17 protein-coding genes are annotated in these 23684 nt (G+C 71.1%); 11 read left to right on the forward strand and 6 right to left on the reverse strand.

Annotated elements, in window-relative coordinates; genetic code table 11:
• Positions 1–864 (reverse strand): universal stress protein (locus AB0I51_RS23450; protein WP_362978059.1); only part of this gene is annotated, 864 nt, incomplete at its 3' end.
• 176 nt (positions 865–1040) lie between these two features.
• Here AB0I51_RS23450 and AB0I51_RS23455 point away from each other — a divergent pair.
• The 5 genes from AB0I51_RS23455 (at position 1041) to AB0I51_RS23475 (ending at position 8247) form a co-directional block, all read left to right on the forward strand.
• Positions 1041–1574 (forward strand): RICIN domain-containing protein, encoded by a 534-nt coding sequence (locus AB0I51_RS23455; protein ID WP_362978061.1) that lies wholly within the window; start codon positions 1041–1043, stop codon positions 1572–1574.
• A gap of 155 nt (positions 1575–1729) precedes the next feature.
• A complete protein-coding gene (locus AB0I51_RS23460; protein WP_362978063.1) occupies positions 1730–3406 on the forward strand; it encodes an FAD-dependent oxidoreductase in 1677 nt (558 codons plus the stop codon).
• Positions 3403–4860 carry an ATP-binding protein gene (locus tag AB0I51_RS23465; RefSeq protein WP_362978065.1) on the forward strand — a complete coding sequence of 486 codons (1458 nt, stop codon included), beginning with the start codon at positions 3403–3405 and terminating at the stop codon, positions 4858–4860. Before AB0I51_RS23460 ends, AB0I51_RS23465 begins: the two co-directional genes overlap by 4 nt.
• Positions 4857–5207 carry a UBP-type zinc finger domain-containing protein gene (locus tag AB0I51_RS23470; RefSeq protein ID WP_362978067.1) on the forward strand — a complete coding sequence of 117 codons (351 nt, stop codon included), beginning with the start codon at positions 4857–4859 and terminating at the stop codon, positions 5205–5207. Before AB0I51_RS23465 ends, AB0I51_RS23470 begins: the two co-directional genes overlap by 4 nt.
• 76 nt (positions 5208–5283) lie before the next feature.
• Positions 5284–8247, forward strand: coding sequence for an AAA family ATPase (locus AB0I51_RS23475; RefSeq protein ID WP_362978069.1), 2964 nt, complete (start codon positions 5284–5286; stop codon positions 8245–8247).
• Positions 8248–8250: 3 nt separating this feature from the next.
• Here AB0I51_RS23475 and AB0I51_RS23480 read toward each other — a convergent pair whose 3' ends face one another.
• From AB0I51_RS23480 to AB0I51_RS23495, 4 genes are read right to left on the reverse strand one after another with little or no spacing between them, the layout of a single operon-like run.
• Entirely contained in the window at positions 8251–9483 is a 1233-nt protein-coding gene (locus AB0I51_RS23480; protein ID WP_362978071.1) for an SGNH/GDSL hydrolase family protein, read from the reverse strand.
• Positions 9480–11846 (reverse strand): glycoside hydrolase N-terminal domain-containing protein, encoded by a 2367-nt coding sequence (locus AB0I51_RS23485; protein ID WP_362978073.1) that lies wholly within the window; start codon positions 11844–11846, stop codon positions 9480–9482. The genes AB0I51_RS23480 and AB0I51_RS23485 overlap by 4 nt, the downstream gene beginning before the upstream one ends.
• A 23-nt stretch (positions 11847–11869) precedes the next feature.
• Positions 11870–13654 carry a CBM35 domain-containing protein gene (locus tag AB0I51_RS23490; protein ID WP_362978075.1) on the reverse strand — a complete coding sequence of 595 codons (1785 nt, stop codon included), beginning with the start codon at positions 13652–13654 and terminating at the stop codon, positions 11870–11872.
• Between the two features lie 40 nt (positions 13655–13694).
• Positions 13695–14867 carry an ROK family transcriptional regulator gene (locus tag AB0I51_RS23495; protein WP_362978077.1) on the reverse strand — a complete coding sequence of 391 codons (1173 nt, stop codon included), beginning with the start codon at positions 14865–14867 and terminating at the stop codon, positions 13695–13697.
• A gap of 135 nt (positions 14868–15002) precedes the next feature.
• Between AB0I51_RS23495 and AB0I51_RS23500 the strand changes: the two genes are divergently transcribed.
• Positions 15003–15746, forward strand: a complete 744-nt coding sequence (locus tag AB0I51_RS23500; protein ID WP_362978079.1) for a hypothetical protein — start codon at positions 15003–15005, stop codon at positions 15744–15746.
• Positions 15747–15797: 51 nt separating this feature from the next.
• Here AB0I51_RS23500 and AB0I51_RS23505 read toward each other — a convergent pair whose 3' ends face one another.
• Positions 15798–17594: a M4 family metallopeptidase gene (locus AB0I51_RS23505; RefSeq protein ID WP_362978081.1), complete on the reverse strand. Its 1797-nt coding sequence runs from the start codon at positions 17592–17594 to the stop codon at positions 15798–15800.
• A 302-nt stretch (positions 17595–17896) separates the two neighbouring features.
• Between AB0I51_RS23505 and AB0I51_RS23510 the strand changes: the two genes are divergently transcribed.
• From AB0I51_RS23510 to AB0I51_RS23530, 5 genes are all read left to right on the forward strand, one after another.
• Entirely contained in the window at positions 17897–19156 is a 1260-nt protein-coding gene (locus AB0I51_RS23510) for a serine hydrolase domain-containing protein (protein WP_362978083.1), read from the forward strand.
• Positions 19157–19301: 145 nt separating this feature from the next.
• Positions 19302–20651, forward strand: a complete 1350-nt coding sequence (locus tag AB0I51_RS23515) for a CAP domain-containing protein (protein ID WP_362978085.1) — start codon at positions 19302–19304, stop codon at positions 20649–20651.
• Positions 20652–20717: 66 nt separating this feature from the next.
• Positions 20718–21395, forward strand: coding sequence for an AIM24 family protein (locus AB0I51_RS23520; protein ID WP_362978087.1), 678 nt, complete (start codon positions 20718–20720; stop codon positions 21393–21395).
• Between the two features lie 175 nt (positions 21396–21570).
• Entirely contained in the window at positions 21571–22611 is a 1041-nt protein-coding gene (locus tag AB0I51_RS23525; RefSeq protein ID WP_362978336.1) for a tetratricopeptide repeat protein, read from the forward strand.
• Positions 22608–23636 (forward strand): polyprenyl synthetase family protein, encoded by a 1029-nt coding sequence (locus tag AB0I51_RS23530; RefSeq protein WP_362978089.1) that lies wholly within the window; start codon positions 22608–22610, stop codon positions 23634–23636. The genes AB0I51_RS23525 and AB0I51_RS23530 overlap by 4 nt, the downstream gene beginning before the upstream one ends.
• The last annotated feature ends 48 nt before the right edge of the window (positions 23637–23684 follow it).

Consider the following 23684-nt stretch of genomic DNA (forward strand, 5'->3'; position numbering starts at 1 on the left):
TATCATTCGCCAAGTGACACCGTCAGTAAGCCAAGCGCGACTCCAGCCTCTGCCTAGTCCGCCCCCCCCGCCCCCCCCCCCCCCCCCCCCCCGCCCGACGACCATCAACTGCGCCCGCCCGGCCACCGACAGCAGCACCTGCCCCGCGCTGCCCATCTCGACGTGCTCGACGACGGGCACACCGGGGAAGCGCTCCCGCCACGGCTCCAGCGCCTCGGCGAGTGCCTTCTTCTCGTACGGCTCCAGGCCGCCGGCCTCGTCGAGGAGCTCCATGGAGCCCGGGCTGTAGGCGAACACGGGCGGCAGGGTCCACGCCCGCACCGCCCGCACGGTGGCGCCGCGTGCCGCCGCCGTCCCGAAGGCGAAGCCGAGCGCGGCCGCGCTGTCCTCCGGGTCTCCGTGCTGCCCCACGACGATCTCGCGCCCCGCGGCCTCCCCGGACGCCTCGTCCCCGGCCCGCACGAGCACGACGGGCCGTACGGCGTCGGCGATCACCCGCTGTCCGACGGAACCGAGCAGGAAGCCCACGACGGGCCCGTGCCCGCGCGAGCCGAGGACCAGCAGTTCGGACTCGGCAGCGGCGGCGGTCAGTGTGTCGACGGGGTCGCCCTCCAGGACGTCGGCGGTCACGTCCAGGCCCGGGTGGCGCTCGGCCAGCGTCCGGGCGGCCTCGGACGCCGCGTCCCGCACCCAGCGGTCCTGCGTGTCCCGGTCCCCCGTGTCGAGGGCCTCGTGCGCCTCGTACCGCCAGACATGCACCACTCGCAGCGCGAGTCCCCGCCGTACGGCCTCCCGGCCCGCCCAGGCGAGTGCGGCGAGGCTCTCCGCCGATCCGTCGACCCCTGCCGTGATCGGGCGTGTCATGCGGTGGCCTCCCTGTGGTGCGGTCACATCTGTCGGACCCAGTCTTCACCACGCTGCCGCCATGACGGTGACCGAGAGGAGTCCGCCTCACCGTTCCGATGAACGGAACAGAAGGCGACATCCCTCCTGCGGCGGGTCACACTCCACGCGTCCCGAACAGCTCGTACGGGGGAAACATGACCGATGTCCGAAGGCGCGCGCGAGTGCTGCAGGTCGCCCTGGTGGCCGTGGTGATCAGTTGCTGGGGCATCGTCGACGCCCACGCCGCCGACGCCCCGTCGCCGTCCGGCCTGGCCGCTCCGGCGATGGCCGGCTCGTATTTCAAGGTGGTCAACCGGTTCAGCGGCAGGTGCATGGACATCAGGCGGGAGGACCCCGCGCTCGGGGCCCACGTCCAGCAGTACGACTGCACCGGAACGGACAACCAGTTGTGGACGGCCGTCCCCACCGGTGACGGCTACTACTACCTGGTGAGCAAGCAGAGCGGCCTGTGCATGGCCCAGTTCGCCGGCGTCCTCTGGATGCTCAACTGCAACGCCGTGACCAGTCAGCAGTGGAGCGCGGCGGCCGCGGGCTTCGAGTGGAACGAGCTTCACCATCGCAGCAGCGGTCGGTGCGCGTACGTGACCGGCACGAACAACCTGTCGCTGGTCCAGTTGACGCCCTGCTCCGGCTCGTTCAGCCAGCACTGGCAGTTCGTCACCGTGTGACGAGGTCACCCGCGCCGCGCTCCCGGCGCCGCCGCGGCCCCGGTATCGGGTGTGCCGGAGCGAAGCGGGGCGATCGAACATACGATGGTCGGGAGCCGGCGCGGTGACAACGGCGCCGCCGTGCCGCGAAGCCGACCACTCGGGGTGGGAGACGTATGGCACAGGCCGCCGAATCCGCGCGGACCGTCATCATGACCGTGGACGACGATCCGGGAGTTTCCCGTGCCGTCGCCCGTGACCTGCGGCGGCGCTACGGCGAGTCGTACCGGATCGTGCGCGCGGAGTCGGGCGAGTCCGCGCTGGACGCGCTGCGCGAGCTGAAGCTGCGCGGGGATCTCGTCGCCGTGATCCTGGCCGACTACCGCATGCCGCAGATGAACGGCATCGAGTTCCTGGAACAGGCCCTCGACATCCATCCGGGCGCCCGTCGCGTGCTGCTGACCGCGTACGCGGACACGGAGGCGGCGATCGACGCGATCAACGTCGTGGACCTCGACCACTATCTGCTGAAGCCCTGGGACCCGCCCGAGGAGAAGCTGTACCCCGTCCTGGACGACCTCCTGGAGGCGTGGCGGAACAGCGACTACCGGCCCGTGCCCGCCACCAAGGTGGTGGGGCACCGCTGGTCTGCGCGCTCCTCGGACGTGCGGGAGTTCCTGGCGCGCAACCAGGTGCCGTACCGCTGGTACTCGGCGGACAGCCCCGAGGGGCTGCGGCTGCTGTCGGCCGCCGGGCAGGACGGGCAGCGGCTGCCGCTCGTCATCACCGCAGAAGGGTCGGTACTGGTCGAGCCTGAGGCACCCGAGCTGGCCGCGGAGGTGGGGCTCGCGACCACGCCCACGGCCGACTTCTACGACCTCGTCGTCATCGGCGGCGGACCGGCCGGACTGGGCGCGGCCGTCTACGGGGCCTCCGAAGGGCTCAGGACCGTCCTCGTGGAGCGGTCGGCGACCGGCGGGCAGGCCGGGCAGAGTTCGCGGATCGAGAACTACCTCGGCTTCCCGGACGGGGTGTCCGGGGCCCAACTCACCGATAGAGCAAGGCGGCAGGCCACCAAGTTCGGTGCCGAGATCCTCACCGCACGCGAGGTCACGGGCCTGGAGGCCAACGGGTCGGCGCGGGTGGTGCATTTCGCGGACGGTTCGGCGGTCGCCGCGCACGCCGTGATCCTGGCTACCGGTGTGTCCTACCGGCAGTTGGAGGCGCCCGGCACGCCCGATCTGACGGGCTGCGGGGTCTACTACGGCTCGGCGCTGACCGAGGCCGCCTCCTGCCAGGGGCACGACGTGTACATCGTCGGCGGCGCCAACTCGGCGGGCCAGGCGGCGATGTACCTGTCCCGGGGCGCCAAGTCGGTGACGCTGCTGGTGCGCGGGCCCTCGCTGGCCGCGTCGATGTCGTACTACCTGATCCAGCAGATCAACGAGGCGGAGAACATCTCCGTCCGCACCGGCACGGTCGTCGAGGCCGCGCACGGCTCCGACCATCTGGAGCAGCTCACCCTGCGCGACACGGAGAGCGGGACGACCGAACTCGTCGACGCGCAGTGGATGTTCGTGTTCATCGGCGCGGCCCCGCTGACCGACTGGCTGGACGGCGCGGTGCTGCGCGACGAGCGCGGGTTCATCCTGGCCGGGCCCGACCTCACAGCGGACGGAAAACCGCCCGCGGGCTGGGAGTTGGACCGGTCGCCGTACCACCTGGAGACCAACATTCCCGGCGTGTTCGTGGCGGGCGACGCACGCGCCGAGTCCGCGAAACGCGTCGCCTCCGCCGTCGGAGAGGGAGCCATGGCCGTGATGCTCGTCCACCGCTACCTGGAGCAGTCATGAGCGGCAAGGTGCTGCCCTGCAGCCCGCAGGAGATCGGCACGCTGTTCCTGTTCGAGAAGCTGACGCCGGAGCAGCTCGGGAGGCTGTGCTGCGACGGTCAGGTGGAGCAGTTCGAGGCCGGGCCCGTCTACACCGAGGGTGATCCCGCCACCTGCTTCTACGTGATGATCGAGGGCACCGTGGTGCTGTCGCGCCGCGTCGGCGAGGACGACGTGGAGGTCGCCCGCACCTCGCAGCGCGGGGTGTACACGGGCGCGATGCAGGCCTACATCGGGGACCGGGTGCAGCAGGTGTACCTCAACTCCATGCGGGTGACGGAGCCGACGCGCTTCTTCGTGCTGCCCGCCGAGACCTTCGCGGCCATCATGAGCGAGTGGTTCCCGATGGCGGTCCATCTGCTGGAGGGCCTCTTCTTCGGCCAGAAGAGCAGCCAGTTGGCGATCAGCCAGCGTGAACGGCTGCTGGCGCTGGGCTCGTTGTCGGCCGGGCTCACACACGAACTCAACAACCCCGCCGCCGCTGCCGTCCGGGCCACCTCGACGCTGCGGGAGCGCGTGGCGAAGATGCGGCACAAACTGCGCGTCATCTCCTCGGGACCGTACTCGCGGGAGGACCTCGCCAACCTCATCGACATCCAGGAGCGCACGGCCGAACGGGTAGCCAAGGCACAGGCGTTGAGCCCGCTGGAGGCCTCGGACCGCGAGGACCAGCTCACGGACTGGCTCGACGACCACGGTGTCACGGAGTCCTGGCAGATCGCGCCGACGTTCGTACAGGCCGGTCTCGACGTCGAGTGGCTCGACCAGGTCGCGGCGGCCGTGGACGAGGAGATCCTGCCGGGAGCGATCGGCTGGCTCAACTACACGGTCGAGACAGAGCTGTTGATGACGGAGATCGAGGACTCCACGACCCGGATCTCGAATCTGGTCGGCGCCGCCAAGCAGTACTCGCAGCTGGACCGCGCGCCCTACCAGGTCGCCGATGTGCACGAACTCCTCGACAGCACCCTGCTCATGCTCGGCGGGAAGATCGGCGACCGGATCAAGGTCGTCAAGGAGTACGACCGTACGCTCCCGAAGGTCCCGGCCTACCCGGCGGAGCTCAACCAGGTGTGGACGAACCTGATCGACAACGCGGTCTCCGCCATGAACAGCGCGGGCGGGGAAGGCACGTTGACGGTGCGGACGGCGCTGGTGCGCGATCAGCTGATGGTGGAGTTCCGCGACACGGGGCCCGGTGTCCCGGCGGAGATCCGCAGCCGTATCTTCGATCCGTTCTTCACCACCAAGCCGGTGGGCGAGGGCACGGGTCTCGGTCTGGACATCTCCTGGCGGATCGTCGTCAACAAGCACCACGGCACGCTCCAGGTGGAGTCGGTACCGGGCGACACCCGCTTCCAGGTCCTGCTCCCCCTCACCGCCACCGACAACGAGACGCCCCAGGAGTCCGCATGAACGACATCACCGGAATCGACCCCAGCGTCCCGCCGAGCGGTGCCGGCTGCGTTGAGTGCGACGCGGCCCAGGGCTGGTGGTTCCACCTCCGGCGGTGCGCGCAGTGCGGTCACGTCGGCTGTTGCGACGACTCCCCCGCCAAGCACGCCACGGCCCACTACCAGTCCACGGGCCACCCGTTCATCCAGAGCTACGAGCCGGGCGAGGAATGGTTCTGGAACTTCAGCACCTCCGAGCTCTACGACTCCGGCCCCGAACTCACCGCCCCGGTGAGCCACCCGAAGGACCAGCCGGTGCCGGGTCCGGCGGGACGCGTGCCGGCGAACTGGGCCGAGACACTGCGCTGACCCCGACTGCCGGGCGGGAGGTGCCTTCCGCCCGGTGGCCAGGTGCGTTGTCAGTGGCGCGTGCCAGGATGGGGGCGTGTCGCAATCCGTAGCAGCAGCGCCGCTCATCGGCCGGGACGAGGAGGTCGCCCGCCTCGCCGGTGTGCTGGAGCGTGCCCGCGCGGGTACGGCGGGGGCGGTGCTGATCGCCGGGGACGCGGGCGTCGGCAAGACCCGGGTCCTGGACGAGGTGGCGGCGCGGGCGACTGACGTCGGCATGACCGTCCTGACCGGGCACTGTGTCGACCTCGGTGACGTGGGGCTGCCGTATCTGCCGTTCACCGAGATCCTCGGAGCACTCGCCGGCGACGACCGTTTCGCCGCCACACTGTCCGCGCATCCGGCGGTCGACCGGCTGCTCGGCGCCGGCACGGACGCGGCCCGGGACGCGGGCGGCCGACTGCGCCTCTTCGAGGGCATGGCCGGACTGCTCGCCGACCTTTCCGACATCGCTCCCCTGCTCCTGGTCCTGGAGGACCTGCACTGGGCCGACCAGTCCTCCCGCGACCTGCTCCGCTTCCTGCTCAGTCGGGGCATCCTCCAGCGCCCGGCGGGCGGTGCGCCCACCCACCGCCTCGCGGTGTTCGCGTCGTACCGCGCGGACGACCTCCACCGCAGACATCCGCTGCGGCCCCTGCTGGCCGAGCTGGTGCGGCTGCCCGCCGTGGAGCGCCTGGAGCTGCGTCCCATGGGGGACGCGGAGGTCGCCCGGCTGGTGCGGGCGCTGCGCACGGGCCCGGTGCCGGACGGCACGGTCCGCCGGATCGTCGAGCGCGCCGAGGGAAACGCCTTCTACGCCGAGGAGTTGCTCGCGGCCACCGACATGGAGGCGGGCGGTGTGCCCAGCGGTCTGGCCGACGTCCTGCTGATCCGCTTCGAGCAACTCTCCGACACCGCCCAGCTGGTGCTGCGCACCGCCGCCGTCGCCGGGCGCCGCGTCGAGTACGACCTGCTGCGGGACGCGGTCCAACTCCCCGAGGACGAGCTGGAGTCCGCGCTGCGCGAAGCCGTCGAGCGACAGCTCCTGGTCCCCGGCCAGGGCGACACGTACTCCTTCCGGCACGCCCTCGCCCGCGAGGCGGTGTACGCCGATCTGCTGCCCGGCGAGCGCTCCCGGCTGCACGGCTCGTTCGCCCGCCTCCTCGCCGGGCGCGGCCATCCCGCCGAGAGCGCGGCCGAGCGCGCCCACCACTACCGCGAGAGCCACGACCTGGCCGAGGCGCTGGCCGCCTCCCTGGAGGCCGCCGACCACGCCCAGCGTGTGGGCGCGCCCGCCGAGGAGCTACGGCATCTCGAAACCGCCCTCGATCTGTGGAGGTCGGTCGACCCGGCCGCCCGGCCCGCCGGCGAGGGCATCGACAGTGTGACCCTCACCCTGCGTGCCTCGGCGGCAGCAGCGCATGCCGGGGACGCGCACCGCGCGGTCTCCCTCACCCGGTCCGCGCTGGCCGGGATCGGCCAGGACACCGACTCCGAGCTGGCCGCCCGGGTCCGGTACACCCTCGCCGGCAACCTGATGGGCGTCGACAGCCTCACCGCCGCGTTCGCCTACAGCAGCGAGGCTCTCGCGATGATCCCGGCCGAACCGCCCTCGCGTACGTGGGTGTGGGCGGCGGCCACTCATGTGCTGACGGCACGTCAGGTCGGGGAGGACGAGATCGCGCTGCGGGTCGCCCGGCAGGCCCTGCGCAGCGCCGAGGAACTCCAACTGGTCGACGCCCAGGCCGATCTGCTGATCTCGCTGGCCACCCTCGAAAGGGGTGGGCGGCGCACCCCGGAGGGCCGCGAGCGGCTCGCTCAGGCACGCGAGCTGGCCCGGCAGGCCGGGCACGCGCCCGTGGAGATGCGCGCCCTGTTCCATCTGGCCATCGGCAACTTCGAGTCCGGGCACCTGGAGGAGTCCCTGCCCTGGCTCACCGAGGGGCTGGACCGGGCCCGCCGCGCCGGGCTGCTGTCCTCGCCGTACCCGCTGGAGATGCGCTATCTCCAGCTGCTGGTGCTGTACACACTCGGTCGCTGGGACGAGTGCGAGAAGGCCGCCACGAGCGACGCGAAGGTATTGCCGCGGACGGGCGGCTTCACCGTGGGACCCGCACTGTATGTGGCGCTCGCGCGCGGCGACTTGAGGGCTGCGGACCGGGCACGTGCCCTGCTGGACGGGCCGTTCGAATGGATGGCCGCGATGGTGGCGGGCATCGTACTGACGGACGCCGGCGCGGTGCGGGACGATCCGGAGGCGGCCGTTGAGGCGATGCGCTCGGCGGTCGCGGCGCTCACCGACGATGCCGGCCGGCGTCCCGACCTGGCGGTCCGGCTCGCCGCCCTCGCTCTCGCTCCGGTCGCCGACCGGGCCGCCGCACTGCGGCTGACGGGCGACGAGGCGGGGGTGCGCCGCTGGACGGAGACCGCGACGGAACTCGTCGAGCTGGCGCGGGCCGTGGCGAAGGAGGGCGACGGCCGCAGTCCGCAGGGACCGGAGGGTCTGGCCTGGCTGGCGCGCGCCGAGGCGGAGTGGACACGGGCGGTGGCGGGACCGGACACGGCGGTCTGGGAGAAGACGGTGACCGCGTTCGACTACGGCGATGTCTACGAACGGGCGCGCTGCCAATTCCGTTTCGCCGAAGCCCTGTTGGCGGCCGACCGGCGTGAGGAGGCCGTCGTCCAGGCACGTGCGGCCCGGGAGACGGCCACCCGGCTCGGTGCCGCGCCCCTGCTCGCGCGGCTGGACACGCTCGCCCGCCGTGGCCGCCTCGGCGACCTGCCTGCGGACGGCGGAGAGCGCCCCTCGCCGCTGACGGCCCGCGAGCAGGACGTGCTGCGGCTGCTCGCGCTAGGCCGCAGCAACCGCCAGATCGGCGAGGAGCTGTTCATCACCGGCAAGACGGCGAGCGTCCATGTCTCCAACATCCTCGCGAAGCTGGGCGCCGCGAGCCGTACGGAGGCGGTGGCGATCGCCTACCGGCAGGGGCTCATCACCCCGGAGGCGACGGCGTCCGGCTGAGGTTCACCGCCCGCAGTCGAGGGCGGTGAGGTCGACCGCGTCGGCCATGGCCTGCATCCCCTTGTCGTTGGGGTGCAGATGGTCACCGCCGTCGAAGAAGGGCAGCATCCTTTCCTGGTCGTAGGGGCTGCGAAGGATGTGGTCGAAGTCGGTGACGGCGTCGAACTCCCCGCTGTCCTTGACGAATTGGTTCACCTCCTGACGCACCGCCTCGCCCGCCCGGTCCCATTCGGACCAGCCCTCGTACGGTCCGACCGTGGCGCCGACGACACACTTCCCGGCGGCGTGTGCCCGGGCGATGATCTCGCGGTAGCCGGCGATCAGGTCCTGGGCGGTGACGCCGCTGTGGGCCTTGATGTCGTTGACCCCTTCGAACAGGAACACCGTGCGGACACCGGGCTGCGACAGGACGTCCCGCTGCAGCCGCGTCAGGGCGCTCTGCCCGGCGCCGTCCGCGAGCACCTTGTTGCCGGAGATCCCTTCGTTGGCCACTCCCTTCACGGTCGTGCCGGCGCGCTGGAGCCGTCGGGCCAGATAGTCGGGCCAGCGCCGGTTCTGGTCGGTCGTGGACGCCCAGCCGTCCGTGATGGAGTCGCCGAGGGCGGCCACGGCACCGATGTCCGCGGCCGTCCGGACGGTGACGGCGTCGAGGTAGTACCAGGAACCGATGGTGTCGGTCCAGGCGGCACCGCTCTCCTCGGACGTGTGGTCGCCCTGGGTCGCGTAGGACGTCTGCATGGCCAGTCCGTGACCGGTCGCCGGGCCCGCCGCGTCCGGGCTGTGGATGCTGACCACCAGGTTGGTGGCCGCGGGCAGTGCGCCGGTCAGCGGGTCGCTGTACGCGGTCGCCCCGGCGGGGACAGTGACCGACCGTCCGCCGCCGAAGGTGAGCCGCCGGTTGGAGCGGGGCACCAGCGTGGCGCCCTCCTTCTGCACGCCCGCGTAGACGCTGTCGAAGGTCACCGGCCGGTCGCCGAAGGCGTTGGAGAGCCGGATCCGCAGCTCGCCGCCCGCGACGCTGGTGTGCACGATCAGGCGGTAGCCGCGGCCGGCCACTCCGTCGCCCGTGCGGTCGGCGCTCGCTCCCCAGGTGACGACGGTGTGTGAACCACCCGAGGCCGTCACCGGCGTCGGGGCGGTGGGCTCCGACCGTGCCTGCGCGGGCACGGTCTGGAGAGCCACAGCCATCATCACAAGAGCCAGCCCACGGCTCAACCGGGCCCGTCGGGCCGTCACCGGGCGAAGTCCCGCAGCGTGACGGACCCGCCCGGGGTAAGCCGCACCGTCTGTGTGCTGGTGCCGAAGGCCACCGTCGTCGTCCGGCCGTTGATGCTGCGGATCTTCACCTCGGTCGGCTTCCCGTTCTTCCAGTGGAGGTCCACGACGAAGCCGCCCCGGGCGCCGACACCCGTCACGGACCCGGAGGCGGCCCACGCGTCGGGGAGGGCCGGGAGGACTTCCAGATGGCCGGGGCGGGAGTAGAGGAGCATCTCGATCATCGCGGCGGGGGTACCGAAGTTGGCCTCGATCTGGAAGATCCCGCGGCCCGCCTCGACCTGGTAGATGTCGAAGAGGTTGGAGGCGGTGCCGTTGCTGCCGTCGGTGGACGGGCGGAGGTTGTTGACGACCAACTGGTAGGCCTTGTCGGCGTTCTTGAGCCGTGACCAGCACAGGCTGCGCCATGCGTTGGCCCAGCCGAAGCTTTCCATGCCGCGGGCGGTGAGCAGGGCGGTGGCGCCGTCGACGATGTCCTTCGGGGTGGAGCCGTCGGGGCGGATACGGTCCCCGGGGAAGAGCCCGATGAGCGGGGACAGGTGCCGGTGCGTGGTCTCGCCGAGGTTGTCGGGGGACATCCACTCCTCCAGCCAGCCCGTCTTGGGGCTGACCACCGGGAGGTACAGCTTCTTGCGGAGTCCCGCGATCGTGCCCGCGTAGCCGGTGTCCTTCTTCAACTCGGCTGCCGCGACGCAGTAGTTGCCGAACAGCGCCCACACCAGTTCCTGGGCGTAGGTGATGCCCTTCGCGTCGAGCGGGCCCTGTTCGGGCGACCAGTCGCTGTCGGCGATCAGCACCTCCTTCGAGCTGCCGGGCAGCGTCGTGGTGAGCAGCCGCGCCTCCCAGAACTCGACGGCGCCCTTGAGGAGCGGGTAGATCTTCGCGAGGTGGGCGCGTGAGCCCGTGAACTCGTAGTGCTCCCAGAGGGTGTTGCTCAGCCAGGCGTTACCGGCCGGGTGCCACCACCAACCACCGCCGCCGTAGGGGTTGGTGGAGATGGCGACGGTCCAACCGGCGTTCTTCCCACTGGAGTTGCGGTAGCGGTTGCGGGAGTCGTTGAAGAGTCTGCGGGTGAGGTCGGTCCAGTCCGGGAGCTGGGCGACGCAGTAGTCGGTGAACGCGTCGAAGCACTGGGAGAGTCCGGCGCGGTCGGCCATCCAGTAGTTCATCTGGATGTTGATGTCCGTGTGGTAGTCGCCCATCCAGTCGGGGTCGTTGCCGTCGAGCCAGTTCCCCTGGAGGCCCATCGGCAGACTCCCCCGGGAGCCGGCGATCATCAGATAGCGGCCGAACTGGAGGTAGGAGGCTTCGAGTTCGGGGTCGGGCATGCCGTCGCGGGCCCGGGCCTGGACGCGCTCCCAGGTGTCCAGGGCACGCTGGTCGGCGGACGAGGTGCCGAGCGAGATGCCCAGCTGTCCGAACAGCGCGCCGTGGTCGGCGACATGGGTGTGCAGCAGGGTGGCCGCCGTGTGCTTGGCGGCTGCGCCCACCTTGGTGCGGGCCAGCTTCTGCGGGTCGAGTGACGGATCGCGGTAGTGGGCCGCCGCGTTGGGCGCGTAGTTGGTGCCGCCGCTCAGCACGACGGTGACGTCCTTGCAGCCGGAGAAGGCGACGTGCGAGCCGTTCACGGTGATGCTGCCGCCGGTCCCGTATGCCGTGACGGCGGCGCCGTACCGCAGGCCGTTGGCCAGGGTGCCGCCGAACGAGCGGGCGTCCGTGGCCGGTTCGCCGTGCGTGCCCGCCAGCTCGACGGTGCCGGTGTAGCGTCCGCCGCCGCTCTGGGTGAAGTGCAGGACGATCACGTCGTCGGGACGGCTGGCGAACAGCTGCCGCTGGTACGTCACTCCGGAGCGGACGTACGAGGTGGTCGCAACGCCCTGTTCGAGGTCGAGGGTGCGGCGGTAGCCGGAGACCGCGCCCAGGTCGTGGTCGGGGATGTCGACGGTGAGCCGGGCCAGCAGGGTGAGGGAGCCGAAGTCGGCGCGGCCGTAGGGGAATTGGCCGTCCGAGTCGAGGGTGTCGTTGAGGCCGCCGGTCCACATGGTGGCGTCGGTGACGAGGAGGACCTCGTGGCCGGGGTCGTTGCTCGCGAGGGCGCCGAGCCGGCCGTTGCCGACGGGGAGGCCCTGCACGATCATCGAGTTGTCGTCGGCCGGGGCCTGCCACCACAGGGTGTTGCGTGAAGCGGCGTTGCCGTACGAGGTGTTGGTGGGTCGCTCGGGTGCGGCGGAGGCGGTGAAGGCGGGCAGGCCGGCGAGGGCACCGGTGGCCGCGGCGAGGGCGAGCACATTGCGTCTGGGCAGGTCGAACGGTGCACTGGGCATGGTGGGTCTCCGCGAAGGTCGGCTCAGGAGGAGGACTTGGGCACGTCGATCCGGTCGATGTCCGGTGCATAGCTCGAACCGCTGTCGAAGGTGATGGTGTTGGCGCCCGCCTTCAGGGTCACCGGCACACTGACCGTCCCGACGGTCCCCCAGTCGCCGGTGGACGGGAACTTGTGGCTGGTGGCGCCGTTGCCGTTCGCGGAGATCGCGACCGAGCGGGAGTCGCCGCTGACGTAGGCGATCCTCACCTGGTAGGTGCCGGCCTTGGCGGCGACGACGTTGTTGACGGTGAGCTTGCCGCCGAGGTAGAGGTTGCCAACCTTGTGGGCGCCGGAGCAGGCCGAGCAGTCGGCGACGGAGGCGTTGCCGCTGAGGGTGTTGGTGGTGGCCTCGGCCTCGTAGGGGGTCGTGGTGACGGCGCTGCCGTGCGGGGTGACGGTGAAGAGGCGGGAGCCGTGGGCGGGCAGGGCCTCGGTCACCTTGTTCGTGAAGGAGCCGAGGTCCTCGTGGTTCCAGAGGTCACGGACGTCGGCCTTGCCGGTGAAGCCGAGGGCCGTCCAGTTCGCGGAGACGGCGGCCGGAGCACTGGCGAGGTTGAACAGGGCAACCGTGTATGTGCCGTTGGGATTCTTGGCGGCCCACACCTGCTGGGCGTCGGACGGGGTGACGGGGCGGGCGGGCAGCGCGTCGCTCTGGTCGACGGCGATGACCTCACGGTTGGTCAGCAGGGAGACGCCGTAGTCGTCGAGCCGGGTGAGGTCGTCGCCGGTGAACAGCGGGGACTTGGCGACGGCCCAGAGAGTCGCGTAGCTCTGGCGTTCCGCCTTGGTCAGGCCGTCCATCGCGCCGTTGCCGACGTCGAGGGAGTCGAGGTCGTTCCAGCCGCCGGGGCCCGCCTTGTCGGTCCAGGCGGGGGCGTCGTCCCAGCGGTCGTCGACCGAGTTCTCCCAGCTGACAAGGGTGTTGCAATAGCACTCGACGTCGGTGTCGATGCGCCAGCCGTTGGAGTACTTCTTCCAGTCGGCGGCGTGTCCGTAGTCCAGGGACCAGGAGAGTTCCAGGTGGAGCGGGCGTCCGGTGGCGGTGATGGCCTTGTTCCAGGCGGCCACGTCGGCAACGTTGTCGTACTGGTCACCGCTCTTTCCGGAACCGGGACCGACACCGTCGAGCTTGAGGAAGTCGTAGCCCCAGCCGGCGATCAACTGCGCCTGGGAGTCGATGTACTTCTGGGCGCAGGGCCGCGAGAAGTCGATCTTGTACGCGCTGTCCCAGCCGTTGGTGGTGCGCAGGTCGCTGTAGACGATGTCGGCGGTGGTGCAGCCGTCGGCGTTCCGGATGGGCGTCTTCCCGTCGCCGTAGGCTCCCTTCTCCAGGCCCGCGGGCAGATAGATGCCGGCCTTGAGGCCCTTGGAGTGGATGCGGTCGGCGACGGCCTTCATGCCGCTGGGGAAGCGGACCGGGTCGGCCTTCTGACGGCCGTACTCGTCGAATCCGGACTTCCAGGTCTTGTCCATCCACCAGCCGGCGTCGATGTTGACGTAGTCGTAGCCGTACTTCTTGAGCTTGGCGGCGAGCGCGTCGGTCTGCTTGTCGACGTTCGCCTCGGTGAGGTAGCTGTAGTCGCCGTCCGGGTTGAGGCCGGGGTACTTGGACGACTGCATGCTCCAACTCGACCAGCCCATATAGGGCTTGGCCGCGACGGTCGGTGCCGTGTCCGCGTGCGCAGTGGGGAGGTGGGTGGCGAAGCCGGCGGTGAGGGCCAGGACCACCATGGCTCTCAGGGCGCGAACGGGCGTGAGGGAGTACATCGTTGGGCTCCTCGTGCGGGTCGGAGGGTGATCGTGCGGGCTAGTCGGCGGCTCGGATGAAGGACTGGATCGCGGTGGCGGCGGCCCCTCGCGCCCACTCGTCGAAGGGCAGGGGGCGGGTGCGTACGTCGCAGCGGGCGGCGGAGCCGAAGGCGGCCTCGGCGAAGGAGTCGCGGATCTGCTCGGCGAACAGGTCGTAGGCGGCGAGGCCTTCGCCGGAGATGATCACGCGTTCGGGGCCGAGCAGGTTGGCCACGGTCGCGATGCCCCGGCCGATCGCCTCGCCGGCCCGCGCGTAGACCTCGCGGGCTCCGGCGTCGCCCCGGTGGGCGAGGGCCACGGCCTCCGAGGTGTCGGCGACCTGGACCCCCGTCACCTCACGGACGCGGGCGACGATCGCGGCGTCCCCGGCGATCGCCTCGACGCAGCCGCGGTTGCCGCAGTGGCAGCGGGGCCCGGCGGGATCGACGACGACATGGCCGATCTCGCCCGCGACACCGTGGGCGCCGGCGACGACCCGGCCGTGCACGACCAGTCCGCAGCCGATGCCCGCGCCGACGGTCACCACGGCGAAGTCCGTGAGTCCGGCACCGGCGCCGAACCACTGCTCGGCGACGGTCAGCGCGCGCACGTCGTTGTCGACAGTGACCGGCAACCCCGTGGTCATGGCGGCCAGTTCGGCGAGCGGTACGTCACGCCACTCCAGGAACGGCGAGTAACGGACGACCCCTTCGCCGCGGTCCACGTCGCCGGAGACCGCGAGGCCGAGGCCGACCACCTGGATGCCCAACTCGTCCGCCCCGGCGCGGAGTTCCTGGGCCAGGTCCGCGATCGCGGCCAGTACCTCCCGGGGGTCGCGGTCGGTCAGCGGCACATGACGGGCGACACGGATGCGGCAGCACAGGTCGGTGAGGACGCCGATGATCTCGTCGCCGGTCACCTTGACCCCGATGAACAGCGCGCGCCCGCCGTCGACCCGTACGAGGTTCGCGGGCCGCCCCAGCGCCGGGGGCGCGTCCTCGTCCGCGCCCTCCGTCAGATACCCCGCCTCGATCAGCGGCCGGACCGCCTTGGTCACCGCCGCCGCCGACAGCCCGGCCCGGCGGGCCACCTCAAGCCGGGTGAGGGGGCCTTGGGACAGGACGGTCGTGAAGACCTGCGAGGCGGCCGGCGTGTGGGCCGGGAACGACTCGGTGTGCGGGATCGAGCGCATGGCCGGAACCTAGATGCCTTCTTTTCCGTCGTCAATGAAAGAAGCAGGATTCGTCCGGTCCAAGTCGACGGCGGGTCTGACGGAGCCGCCCGCGGCCGGAGTCGCGTTGTCAGTGCCGGGCGGCACAATCGCCGTATGACGACGATCGACTGGTCCGCGCTGACCCACGCCCACGGCAGCGCGGAGGACATTCCCGGCCTGTTCGCGCGCCTCGGCGGCTCCGAGGACGAGGCCGTGTGGCAGGAGTTGTGGGATTCGCTGTGCCACCAGGGGTCGGTGTACGAGGCGAGCTGGGCGGCGATGCCCGTACTCACCGACATCGCCCTGGAGCGGGCACCGGGCGGGCCGATACAGGCGGTCACCATGGCCGGGCTGATCGCCACGGACCCGGACGAGGAGTGCCAGCGGCGCTATGCGCACGAGTTGGACCAACTGCTCGATGTCGCACGCCGGTTGCGCGCCGATCCGACGCAGGACGCGCACACCTTCGTCTATCTGCAGATGGCCGTGCTCGCCTTCGAGGGCGGCGGGGTGTGGGCCGAGGCTCTGGAGGGAGTGAACAGCGAGGAGTACGACCTCGAATGCCCCGAGTGCGAGGAGGGCCTGTACGTCGCGTTCGGTTCGTACGGCTTCTTCGCCTCGGCCGGCGACTACGTGTTCGCCACGGGCAAGGAGGAGAACACCGAGGGGCGGACGGAGTTGATACCGGCCGCGCCCGACGCACTCGACGGCATCGGTGCGCGACTGCACGGCGAGGCGGTCGAGTCCGGACAGACGGAGGTCGCGACCGCGTTGACGTATGTGTTCGGGAAGGCGAACTGCCCTTCCTGCGAGGCCGGGTTCACGGTCTCCGAGGAGGTCGAGAAGCAGTGGATCTGAGCCGGCCGGACGTCCGGGTGCCCCACTCGTGGCGGGACACCCGGACGGTCGTCAGCGCCTGGCCGCAGGGGTGTTGGCGACCGTGACGTTCACGGCGGCCCAGGCCTTGTCGACGGTCTGGTACGCCGTGCTGTTCGCGCCGTAGAGGTCCGCCGCCGCCTTGAGCGTGGCGAGGCGCGCGTCGTGGAAGTCGGTGGTGGACACCATGTAGCGGGTGAGCGCGCGGTAGAAGATCGCGGTGGCCCTGGCCCGTCCGATGCCGGTGACCGTGGACCCGTCGTAGGTCGGCGAGTCGTAGGCGAAGCCGCCGATCGTCTTGCGTCCGCTGCCCTCGGCGAGCAGGTAGTACGCGTGCGAGGAGACACCCGAACCCGCGTGCACCTCGGCGTCGTAGGTCTGCGGCGACCAGTAGTCGATGGTGCCTTCGAGCTTGTCGAGGGAGGGGTGGTCGAGGCGGCGCAGGAACTTCTGGGGGAGGCCGAGTTTCTCGCCGATGAGGTAGTTCGGCGGGTTCTTCGCGTTGTTGGCGCTGAACTCGACGTTGGAGCCGAAGATGTCCGCGAGGGACTCGTTCAGTGAGCCCGCCTCGCCGTACTGATTGCCCTCCGCGTCGACGCGGGTCGGCTCCAGCTCGGCGGTGGCGTCCACGACTCCGTGGGTCAGCTCGTGTCCCGTCACGTCGAGGACGACGAGCGGCTTCTTGAACATGTCGCCGTCACCGTCGCCGTAGAGCATGCAGCCGCAGGTCGAGTCCCAGAACGCGTTGGCGACCTTCTTGCCGAAGTGGACCATGCCGCGGGCGGCCTTGCCGTCGTTGGCTATGCCCTTGCGGCCGAAGGTCTTCTTGTAGAAGTCCAGGGTCTGGGTGATGCCGTACTGGGCGTCGACGGCGGCGCTGTCGCGGTGGGAGACGGTGCCGTTGCCCCACTTGTCGGTGGTGCTGGTGAACGCCTTGCCGCGCGCGAAGCTCTCCAGCTCCTGCCCCTTGGCGTCGCGCGTCTCGGTGCCCCAGCGCGTCGGGTCCTTGAGGAGGTAACCGGTGCGCGCCGTTTGGGTGGTGGTCAGCGGCACCTTGCCGACGAAGAGGGAGGTGCCGGTGCCCGAGGCGGTGACCGGGTAGTGGGCCGCGCGAGTCGCTCCGGCCGCGGTGAGCGCGGTCGCCCGTGCGGCGGTGCCGGTGGCGGGGTTCAGGGTCTCGCCGCGCTCGCGCAGGGTGTCGAGCAGTTCGGGTGAGAGGAACTCGTCGCTGTCAGGGGTGTTGCTGCGGACCGTGCCGGTGACGGCGTCGATGACGACGGTGCGGGTGCCGGTGGCCTCGGCGGTGTCGCTGTCGCTGACGGGGACCTGGTAGGCGAGGGCGGCCCGGCCGTCGCGGGCGTCGACCACGAGGCGGGCGGTGCCCGCGTCGCCCTCGGCGACGGTTGCGGCCTTCGCCTCGGCCTCCGCCGCCGTCAGCTCGGGCCGCATGGTGGCGGGTTCGACGCTGTGGTCGGCCGCCCTGGAGACCCCGGTGTAGGTCAGCCGATGGGACAGGTGGACGACGAGGTCGCCGCCGAGGACCGGCATGCCCTGGTGCGTGCGGACGAACCGGACATGACGTGCGCCCTCGGGGTCGATCATCACGTCCTTGGCCCGGAGTGCGTCGCCCTGGACGACGCCTGTCGCCGCCGCGTGCGCGAAGGCGGCGGCACGCGCGGCCGTGACGACGGACGCGACGGTGGTGCCGGTGGCCGCCACCGCGTGATCCGTCCCCGTGGCCGGTCCCGCGAAGGCCGTTCCGGCCAGTCCCGTGGCGGCCGTCGTCACGGCGACGGCGACCGCCAGGCCGCGTATGTGGGATCCACGCATCGGTGGGGCTCCTCGCTTCGAGACGGCCGGGATCGCCAACCGCCTTCAGACCGGGCGCGATTGCCGGCGCCCAGGGGGCTGGTCGGGCCCCGAGGCGAAACCCTTGCGGATCAGTCATGTACATGCAAAGCCGAAATGAGCGGTTTTCGCAGCTTTCATGGCAATACTTTGCAAATCCGCATCGCCCAGCGATCGGCAAGTGACCAACTGTGCGTCAGCTGTGGAGATGTGACGGGTCGCGAGAAGGTTGCCTCGCGCGACTGTGACCGATCTCGCACACAAGAGAAACGGGAGAGAACCGGATGGTCTCAAGAACGGTGCGCAGGGCCACGGCGTCGGCAGCGGCACTGCTGACGCTCACAGCGGTACCGGCGCAGGCCGCGACCCACGGGCCGGACACCACGAGAACCAGCAGCACAGCCCCGCTTCCGGCCCCCGACATGGCGGGCCTCCGCGCCGTGCTGCGCACCCTGACGACACAGGGCGCACCCGGGGCGATCGCCCGCATCGACGACCGCGGAACCGTCCGCACGGCCGCCGCGGGCATCGGCGACCGCACGACGCGCCGGGCCATCGACAACGCCGACCGCTTCCGCATCGGCAGCGTCACCAAGTCGTTCTCCGCCGTCCTCCTGCTCGAACTGGCCGACGCGCACAAGCTCGACCTGGACGCCTCGGTCGACCGCTATCTGCCCGGCCTGCTGCCCGACAGGCGGATCACCGTGCGGCACCTGCTGAGCCACCGCAGCGGTCTGTACGACTACACGAACTCCATGTTCGCCGACTCGGTGTCCGGCTTCGAGGCCGTACGCGACAAGGTCTTCACCTACCGGCAACTGGTGCGCCTGCCCCTGAAGCACCCGCCCACCAACGCGCCGGGAGCCGCCTACTCGTACTCGAACACCAACTTCGTGGTCGCCGGGATGCTCATCGAGAAGTTGACCGGCCACTCCGTGGGGACCGCGTACCGCGATCGCATCATCAAGCCGCTCAAGCTGCGCGACACCTTCTACGTCCACCCGGACACGAAGATCCCGGGCCGCCACGCCCACGGCTACCTCACCCAGGACCAGGCGGGCGCGAAACCGGTCGACGCGACCGACCAGACGGTCTCCTGGGCACAGAGCGCGGGCGCGCTCATCTCCACCACACGCGACCTCAACACCTTCTTCTCCGCACTGCTCTCCGGCAGGCTCACCTCCGCCACCGGGCTCGCGCAGATGGAGCGTTGGACTCCGGTCAACAGCACGACGCGGTACGGCCTCGGGCTGCGGCGGCGCGACCTGTCCTGCGGCGTCTCCGTGTACGGCCACACGGGCGCGGTCCAGGGTTTCTACACCTACTCCTTCACCTCGAAGGACGGCCGCCGCAGTCTCACCGCGCTGGCCAACACCTCCAACAACGGCAGGGTGCTGAACACGATGGCGGGCACCCTGGAGTCGGCGTTCTGCGGCAAGCGCACGAGGACGGTCCAGGGTCCGCCGCTCACCGGCCGGGGCTCCTACGTCACCGAACGGCGCACGGCCTACGAGGACATCGCGCCGGGGATCGCCCGGGACTGAGTGCCCTTCACGGTGGGTGCCGGGCGGCCCCCCACACCGGCACCCACCGCGCCCTGCGGGAACCCCCTTGCCGTGACGGGACGTTGAGTGGAGGACGAACTCCCCCACCGGGCACTCCCCGGGCACGGACAGCGAGGGCGGTGCCATGAACGAGCTGGTGCCGGGCGGCAATCTGCCCCTCCCGGGCGGTGCCATGACCCTGCGGGTGCCCGGCCCGTTCGACGTGTCGGCGTTGATCACGGACGAGAGCGGGAAGGTCGGCGGTGACGCGGACTTCGTGTTCTACAACCAGCCGAGCGTGACCGGGGCACGTCTTCAGGGCGACACCCTGACCGTCGACCCGGCCCGGCTCCGCGCCGGCGCCGCCCGGGTCACCGTCGTCGTCAGTCCCGCCGACCCCGGCACCCCGCTGGGCCGGCTGCCCGCACCCACCCTGCATGTCGCGGACGCGGGCAGCCGTCCGCTGGCCCGTTTCACCCCGGCCCGCCCCCAGCGGGAGACCGTCCTGCTCCTCGCCGAGCTCTACCGGCGGGGCACGGGCTGGAAGCTGCGCGCACTGGGGCAGGGGTACGCCGACGGACTCGCGGGCATCGCACGGGACTTCGGCGTGGACATCGTCGAGGACACGGCTCCCGGTCCCACCTCCGCCTCCGGGCCCGCGCGAGGAAGGGGCACCGCGCCGGGCGCAGGCGCGCGAACCGGGGGCTCCCCCGCCTCCGACCCCGCCGGCTTCCTCGCTCTCGTCAACTCGGCCCGCGCCGAAGCCGGTTCACCGCCCGTCGCGCTCGACCCCCGGCTCGCGTCGGCCGCGCAGGTCCACGTCGCCGACATGGCCGCCGCCGGAAATCTCGCCACCGAGGGCCGGGACGGCACCTCCGTGTACCAGCGGGTGATCCGTGCCGGGTACGCCTATCTCACCGTCGGCGAACACCTGGTCTCCGGTCCGCGTACCCCCGCCGAGTTCGTCGACTACTGTCTCCGCAGCGAGCAGGCCCGCCGGACACTGCTCGACCGCGTCTTCACGCACACGGGCCTGGCCCAGTCCGTCGACCCCCGCTCGGGAGACCTCTACTGGACGGCCCTGTGGGCGAGGCCGCTCACCGAACGCAATCTGGCCGGGACGGCGCACAAGGTCGTGGAGCTGACCAACGCGGAGCGGGCCGGGGCCGGGCTGCGGCCCCTTGCCGTGGACCCGCTGCTCGCCGCCGCAGCGCAGGAGCACAGCACGGACATGGTGGCCCGGGCCTTCTACTCGCACACCTCGCCCGACGGCTCCCAGCCCTGGGACCGGGCCGCCGCCGCGGGCTCGCGCAGGCGCACGATCGGCGAGAACATCGCGTGCGGTCAGCGTTCCCCCGGCGAGGTCGTGGAGGGCTGGATGAACAGCCCCGGCCATCGCGCCAACATCCTCAAGCCGGACTTCACCCACATAGGCATCGGCTTCGCGGGCGGCGGACAGATGGGGATGTACTGGACGCAGCTCTTCGGCGCCTGACCGCCCGGCAGGGTCGCCCCCTCCGCGATCTTGTCGGAATGAGATCTTCCGGGTCAGGATGCCCGCATGAAGGGTGATCTGTTTTCCAGTGAGCACATGGTGCAGCCGGCCACCGCGCCGGGCATGACCGTAGAGAACGCCAAGTGCATCAGGTACGCGGTCAACGGCGAGATGCTCGCCCGCCAGGGGGCGATGATCGCCTACCGCGGCAACCTCCAGTTCGAGCGCAAGGGCCAGGGCGTGGGCGGCATGCTCAAGCGTGCGGTCACCGGTGAGGGCCTGCCGCTGATGGCGGTGCGCGGCCAGGGCGAGGCGTGGTTCGCGCACGAGGCGCAGAACTGTTTCGTGGTCGAGATCGACCCCGGCGACGAGTTCACCGTCAACGGCCGCAACGTCCTGTGTTTCGACGCCTCGTTGTCGTACGCGATCAAGACGGTGAAGGGCTCCGGTATCGCGGGCGGCGGCCTGTTCAACAGCGTCTTCACCGGACAGGGCAGGCTCGGTCTGGTCTGCGAGGGCAACCCGCTGGTCATACCCGTCTCGCAGCAGTACCCGGTGTTCGTCGACACGGACGCGGTGGTCGGCTGGTCGGCCAACCTCCAGACCTCGCTGCACCGTTCGCAGTCCATCGGGTCGATGCTGCGGGGCGGCTCGGGCGAGGCCGTCCAACTCATGCTCCAGGGTGAGGGCTTCGTGGTCGTACGGCCCAGCGAGGCAACTCCGCAGAAGGCGCAGCAGCACTGAGGCCCCGGCGAGTGATCTACGCCTCACAGGCAACCTCGCCGCCCGCGTCGCCGTCTTGATCCGCAACAGCTGATGACGCCCTGGCCCCCACGGCCAGGGCGAGTCTTCAACGCTCTATACACGCTATGTATACACACAGTGTCTACATAGCGTGTATACGGACCGAAAGGCATCGATGTACGGCAAGGCATTCGCTCCCGAGTACCAGGGCGCCCTCACCACCCTGTCCGTGAACTCCTCGCTGGTCGACGTACTGGCCGCCGGCACCGAGCAGTTGGCGGCGGCCGAGCGGTCGGGGCAGCGCGGCGAGGCGGCCCGCTCGGGGCTCGCGGTCGCCGAGGCGCACCGGCGGCTCGGGCAGGTACGGGAGGCGGACCGGGCGTGGAAGGCGAGTTACCGCGCGGCCCGCGAGGCCGGGGACACGGCCGCGATGGCCTGGGCCCTGTGGAGCGGCGGCACCCTGGCCCGGCAGCGCGGCGCCTTCCCGCTGGCCTGGCGGCTGCTCGGGCTCGCGGCCGAACTCGGCGAGCAGGGCGGCGACATCGTCGTACGGGGATACTCCCTGGCAGGCCTCGCCGAGACCGGCCGTATCCAGGGCGACTACGAGGCCGTGGCGCGGCTGCACGAACAGCTGCTGGCCGAGGCCCGCAAACGCGGCGAGGCCCGGCACACGGTGTGGGCGCTGGAGGGCATCGCGCAGATCCATCGCAACAGGGGTTCCTTCGACACGGCGTACGCGATGTTCGAGGAGGCGGCCGCGATCGCGGCGGGCGCCGACGACCGGCGTGGGCACGCCTGGGCACTGCGCGGACTCGCCGACATCGTCTCGGTGCGTGACCAGGACCCCGAGCGGGCACTCGGCCTGCTGTCCGAGGCCGAGGAGAGCTGTCGCGCCATGAATCTGTCCAGCGCGCTGGCGTACAACCACAAGATGCGCGGCAACGTCCTGTACCGCGCCGGGCGTTACGCCGAGGCGCGGGGCCTCTACGAGCAGGCGCTCGCCGAGTTCCGTGCGATGAGCGAGCCGCGCGGCGAGGCACTCTCACGGCTGGGCCTGGCCAAGTCGCTGGCCCGCCTGGGCCGCGACAGTGCCGAGACGGCGGCCGAACTGGCCGACCTGGCAAGGGTGTTGGAGCAGATAGGGCTGCGGCACGCGCGCGAGATGGTGGCACGGGCGCAGGACGAGCTGGGCATCACGGCGGAGGTCGTACGGTGACGGCACTCCCCTCAGCCGTAGCGGCACCGCCCGCACCCCAAGTCCTCGACCGCTGCCGGGAGTTGGTGCAACCCGCGCTGGAGGAGGCGGTCGGGCGGCTGCATCCGTGGCTGGGCGAGATGGCGGCCTACTCGTTCGGCTGGTGCGAGGTGGGCGGTACGCCCGTCGACGCGCCGGGCGGCAAGGGCGTACGGCAGGCCCTCGCCGTACTCGGCGCGGAGGCCGCCGGCGCGCCTGCGGGGGCCGGGATCTCCGCCGCCGTGGCAGTGGAGCTGGTGCACACCTTCTCGCTGCTGCACGACGACATCATGGACGGCGACGAGACCCGGCGCCGCCGCCGCACGGTGTGGAAGGCGTACGGCACGGGACCGGCCGTTCTCGCGGGCGACGCCCTGTTCGCCCTGGCCGTGGAGACGCTCGCCACCGCCCCGGACGGCGCGGGCGGGTTGCGCCTGCTGTCCACGGCGCTCGGCGACCTGGTGCACGGACAGGCGGACGACCTGCTGTTCGCGGCACGCCCCTGGACGGGTCCACAGCGGGTACGTCCCGACGAGTACCGGGCGATGGCCGAGGGCAAGACCGGTGCGCTGCTGGGTTGTTCGGCCGCGCTCGGTGCCCTGCTCGGCGGGGCGCCCCCGGCGACAGTCGCCGCGCTGGACCGCGCGGGACGGCATCTGGGCATCGCCTTCCAGCTGGTCGACGACGTCCTGGGAATCTGGGGCGACCCGGCGGTGACCGGCAAGCCCGTGCACGGCGATCTGCGGGAGCGCAAGAAGACCTTCCCGGTGCTGACCGCGCTCTCCGCCCCCGGCGCCCGGTACCTCGCCACACTGCTGGAATCGGGTGCCGAACCCGCCGTGAGCGCCGGGCTGATCGAGGAGGCCGGTGGCCGTACGGCGACGCTGGCGGAGGCCCGTCGGCACATCGCCGCCGTGGAGACGGCTCTCGCCGGTGTTCCCCTGGACGCCGGGCCGGTGGACGAGCTGCGGTCCCTGCTGGAGTTCCTGGTGCGCCGCGATCTCTGAAACGTGTTGACCTGCGCGTCCTTTCCGAGTCAGGGTCGAGACGGCACG

Source organism: Streptomyces sp. NPDC050549 (assembly GCF_040655035.1).
Classification (GTDB): Bacteria; Actinomycetota; Actinomycetes; order Streptomycetales; family Streptomycetaceae; genus Streptomyces.

Coding starts and splice junctions, on each gene's coding strand:
- AB0I51_RS23455 (WP_362978061.1), top strand. CDS start 1,041: ATGACCGATGTCCGAAGGCGCGCGCGAGTGCTGCAGGTCGCCCTGGTG.
- AB0I51_RS23460 (WP_362978063.1), top strand. CDS start 1,730: ATGGCACAGGCCGCCGAATCCGCGCGGACCGTCATCATGACCGTGGAC.
- AB0I51_RS23465 (WP_362978065.1), top strand. CDS start 3,403: ATGAGCGGCAAGGTGCTGCCCTGCAGCCCGCAGGAGATCGGCACGCTG.
- AB0I51_RS23470 (WP_362978067.1), top strand. CDS start 4,857: ATGAACGACATCACCGGAATCGACCCCAGCGTCCCGCCGAGCGGTGCC.
- AB0I51_RS23485 (WP_362978073.1), bottom strand. CDS start 11,846: ATGCCCAGTGCACCGTTCGACCTGCCCAGACGCAATGTGCTCGCCCTC.
- AB0I51_RS23490 (WP_362978075.1), bottom strand. CDS start 13,654: ATGTACTCCCTCACGCCCGTTCGCGCCCTGAGAGCCATGGTGGTCCTG.
- AB0I51_RS23495 (WP_362978077.1), bottom strand. CDS start 14,867: ATGCGCTCGATCCCGCACACCGAGTCGTTCCCGGCCCACACGCCGGCC.
- AB0I51_RS23500 (WP_362978079.1), top strand. CDS start 15,003: ATGACGACGATCGACTGGTCCGCGCTGACCCACGCCCACGGCAGCGCG.
- AB0I51_RS23505 (WP_362978081.1), bottom strand. CDS start 17,594: ATGCGTGGATCCCACATACGCGGCCTGGCGGTCGCCGTCGCCGTGACG.
- AB0I51_RS23510 (WP_362978083.1), top strand. CDS start 17,897: ATGGTCTCAAGAACGGTGCGCAGGGCCACGGCGTCGGCAGCGGCACTG.
- AB0I51_RS23515 (WP_362978085.1), top strand. CDS start 19,302: ATGAACGAGCTGGTGCCGGGCGGCAATCTGCCCCTCCCGGGCGGTGCC.
- AB0I51_RS23520 (WP_362978087.1), top strand. CDS start 20,718: ATGAAGGGTGATCTGTTTTCCAGTGAGCACATGGTGCAGCCGGCCACC.
- AB0I51_RS23525 (WP_362978336.1), top strand. CDS start 21,571: ATGTACGGCAAGGCATTCGCTCCCGAGTACCAGGGCGCCCTCACCACC.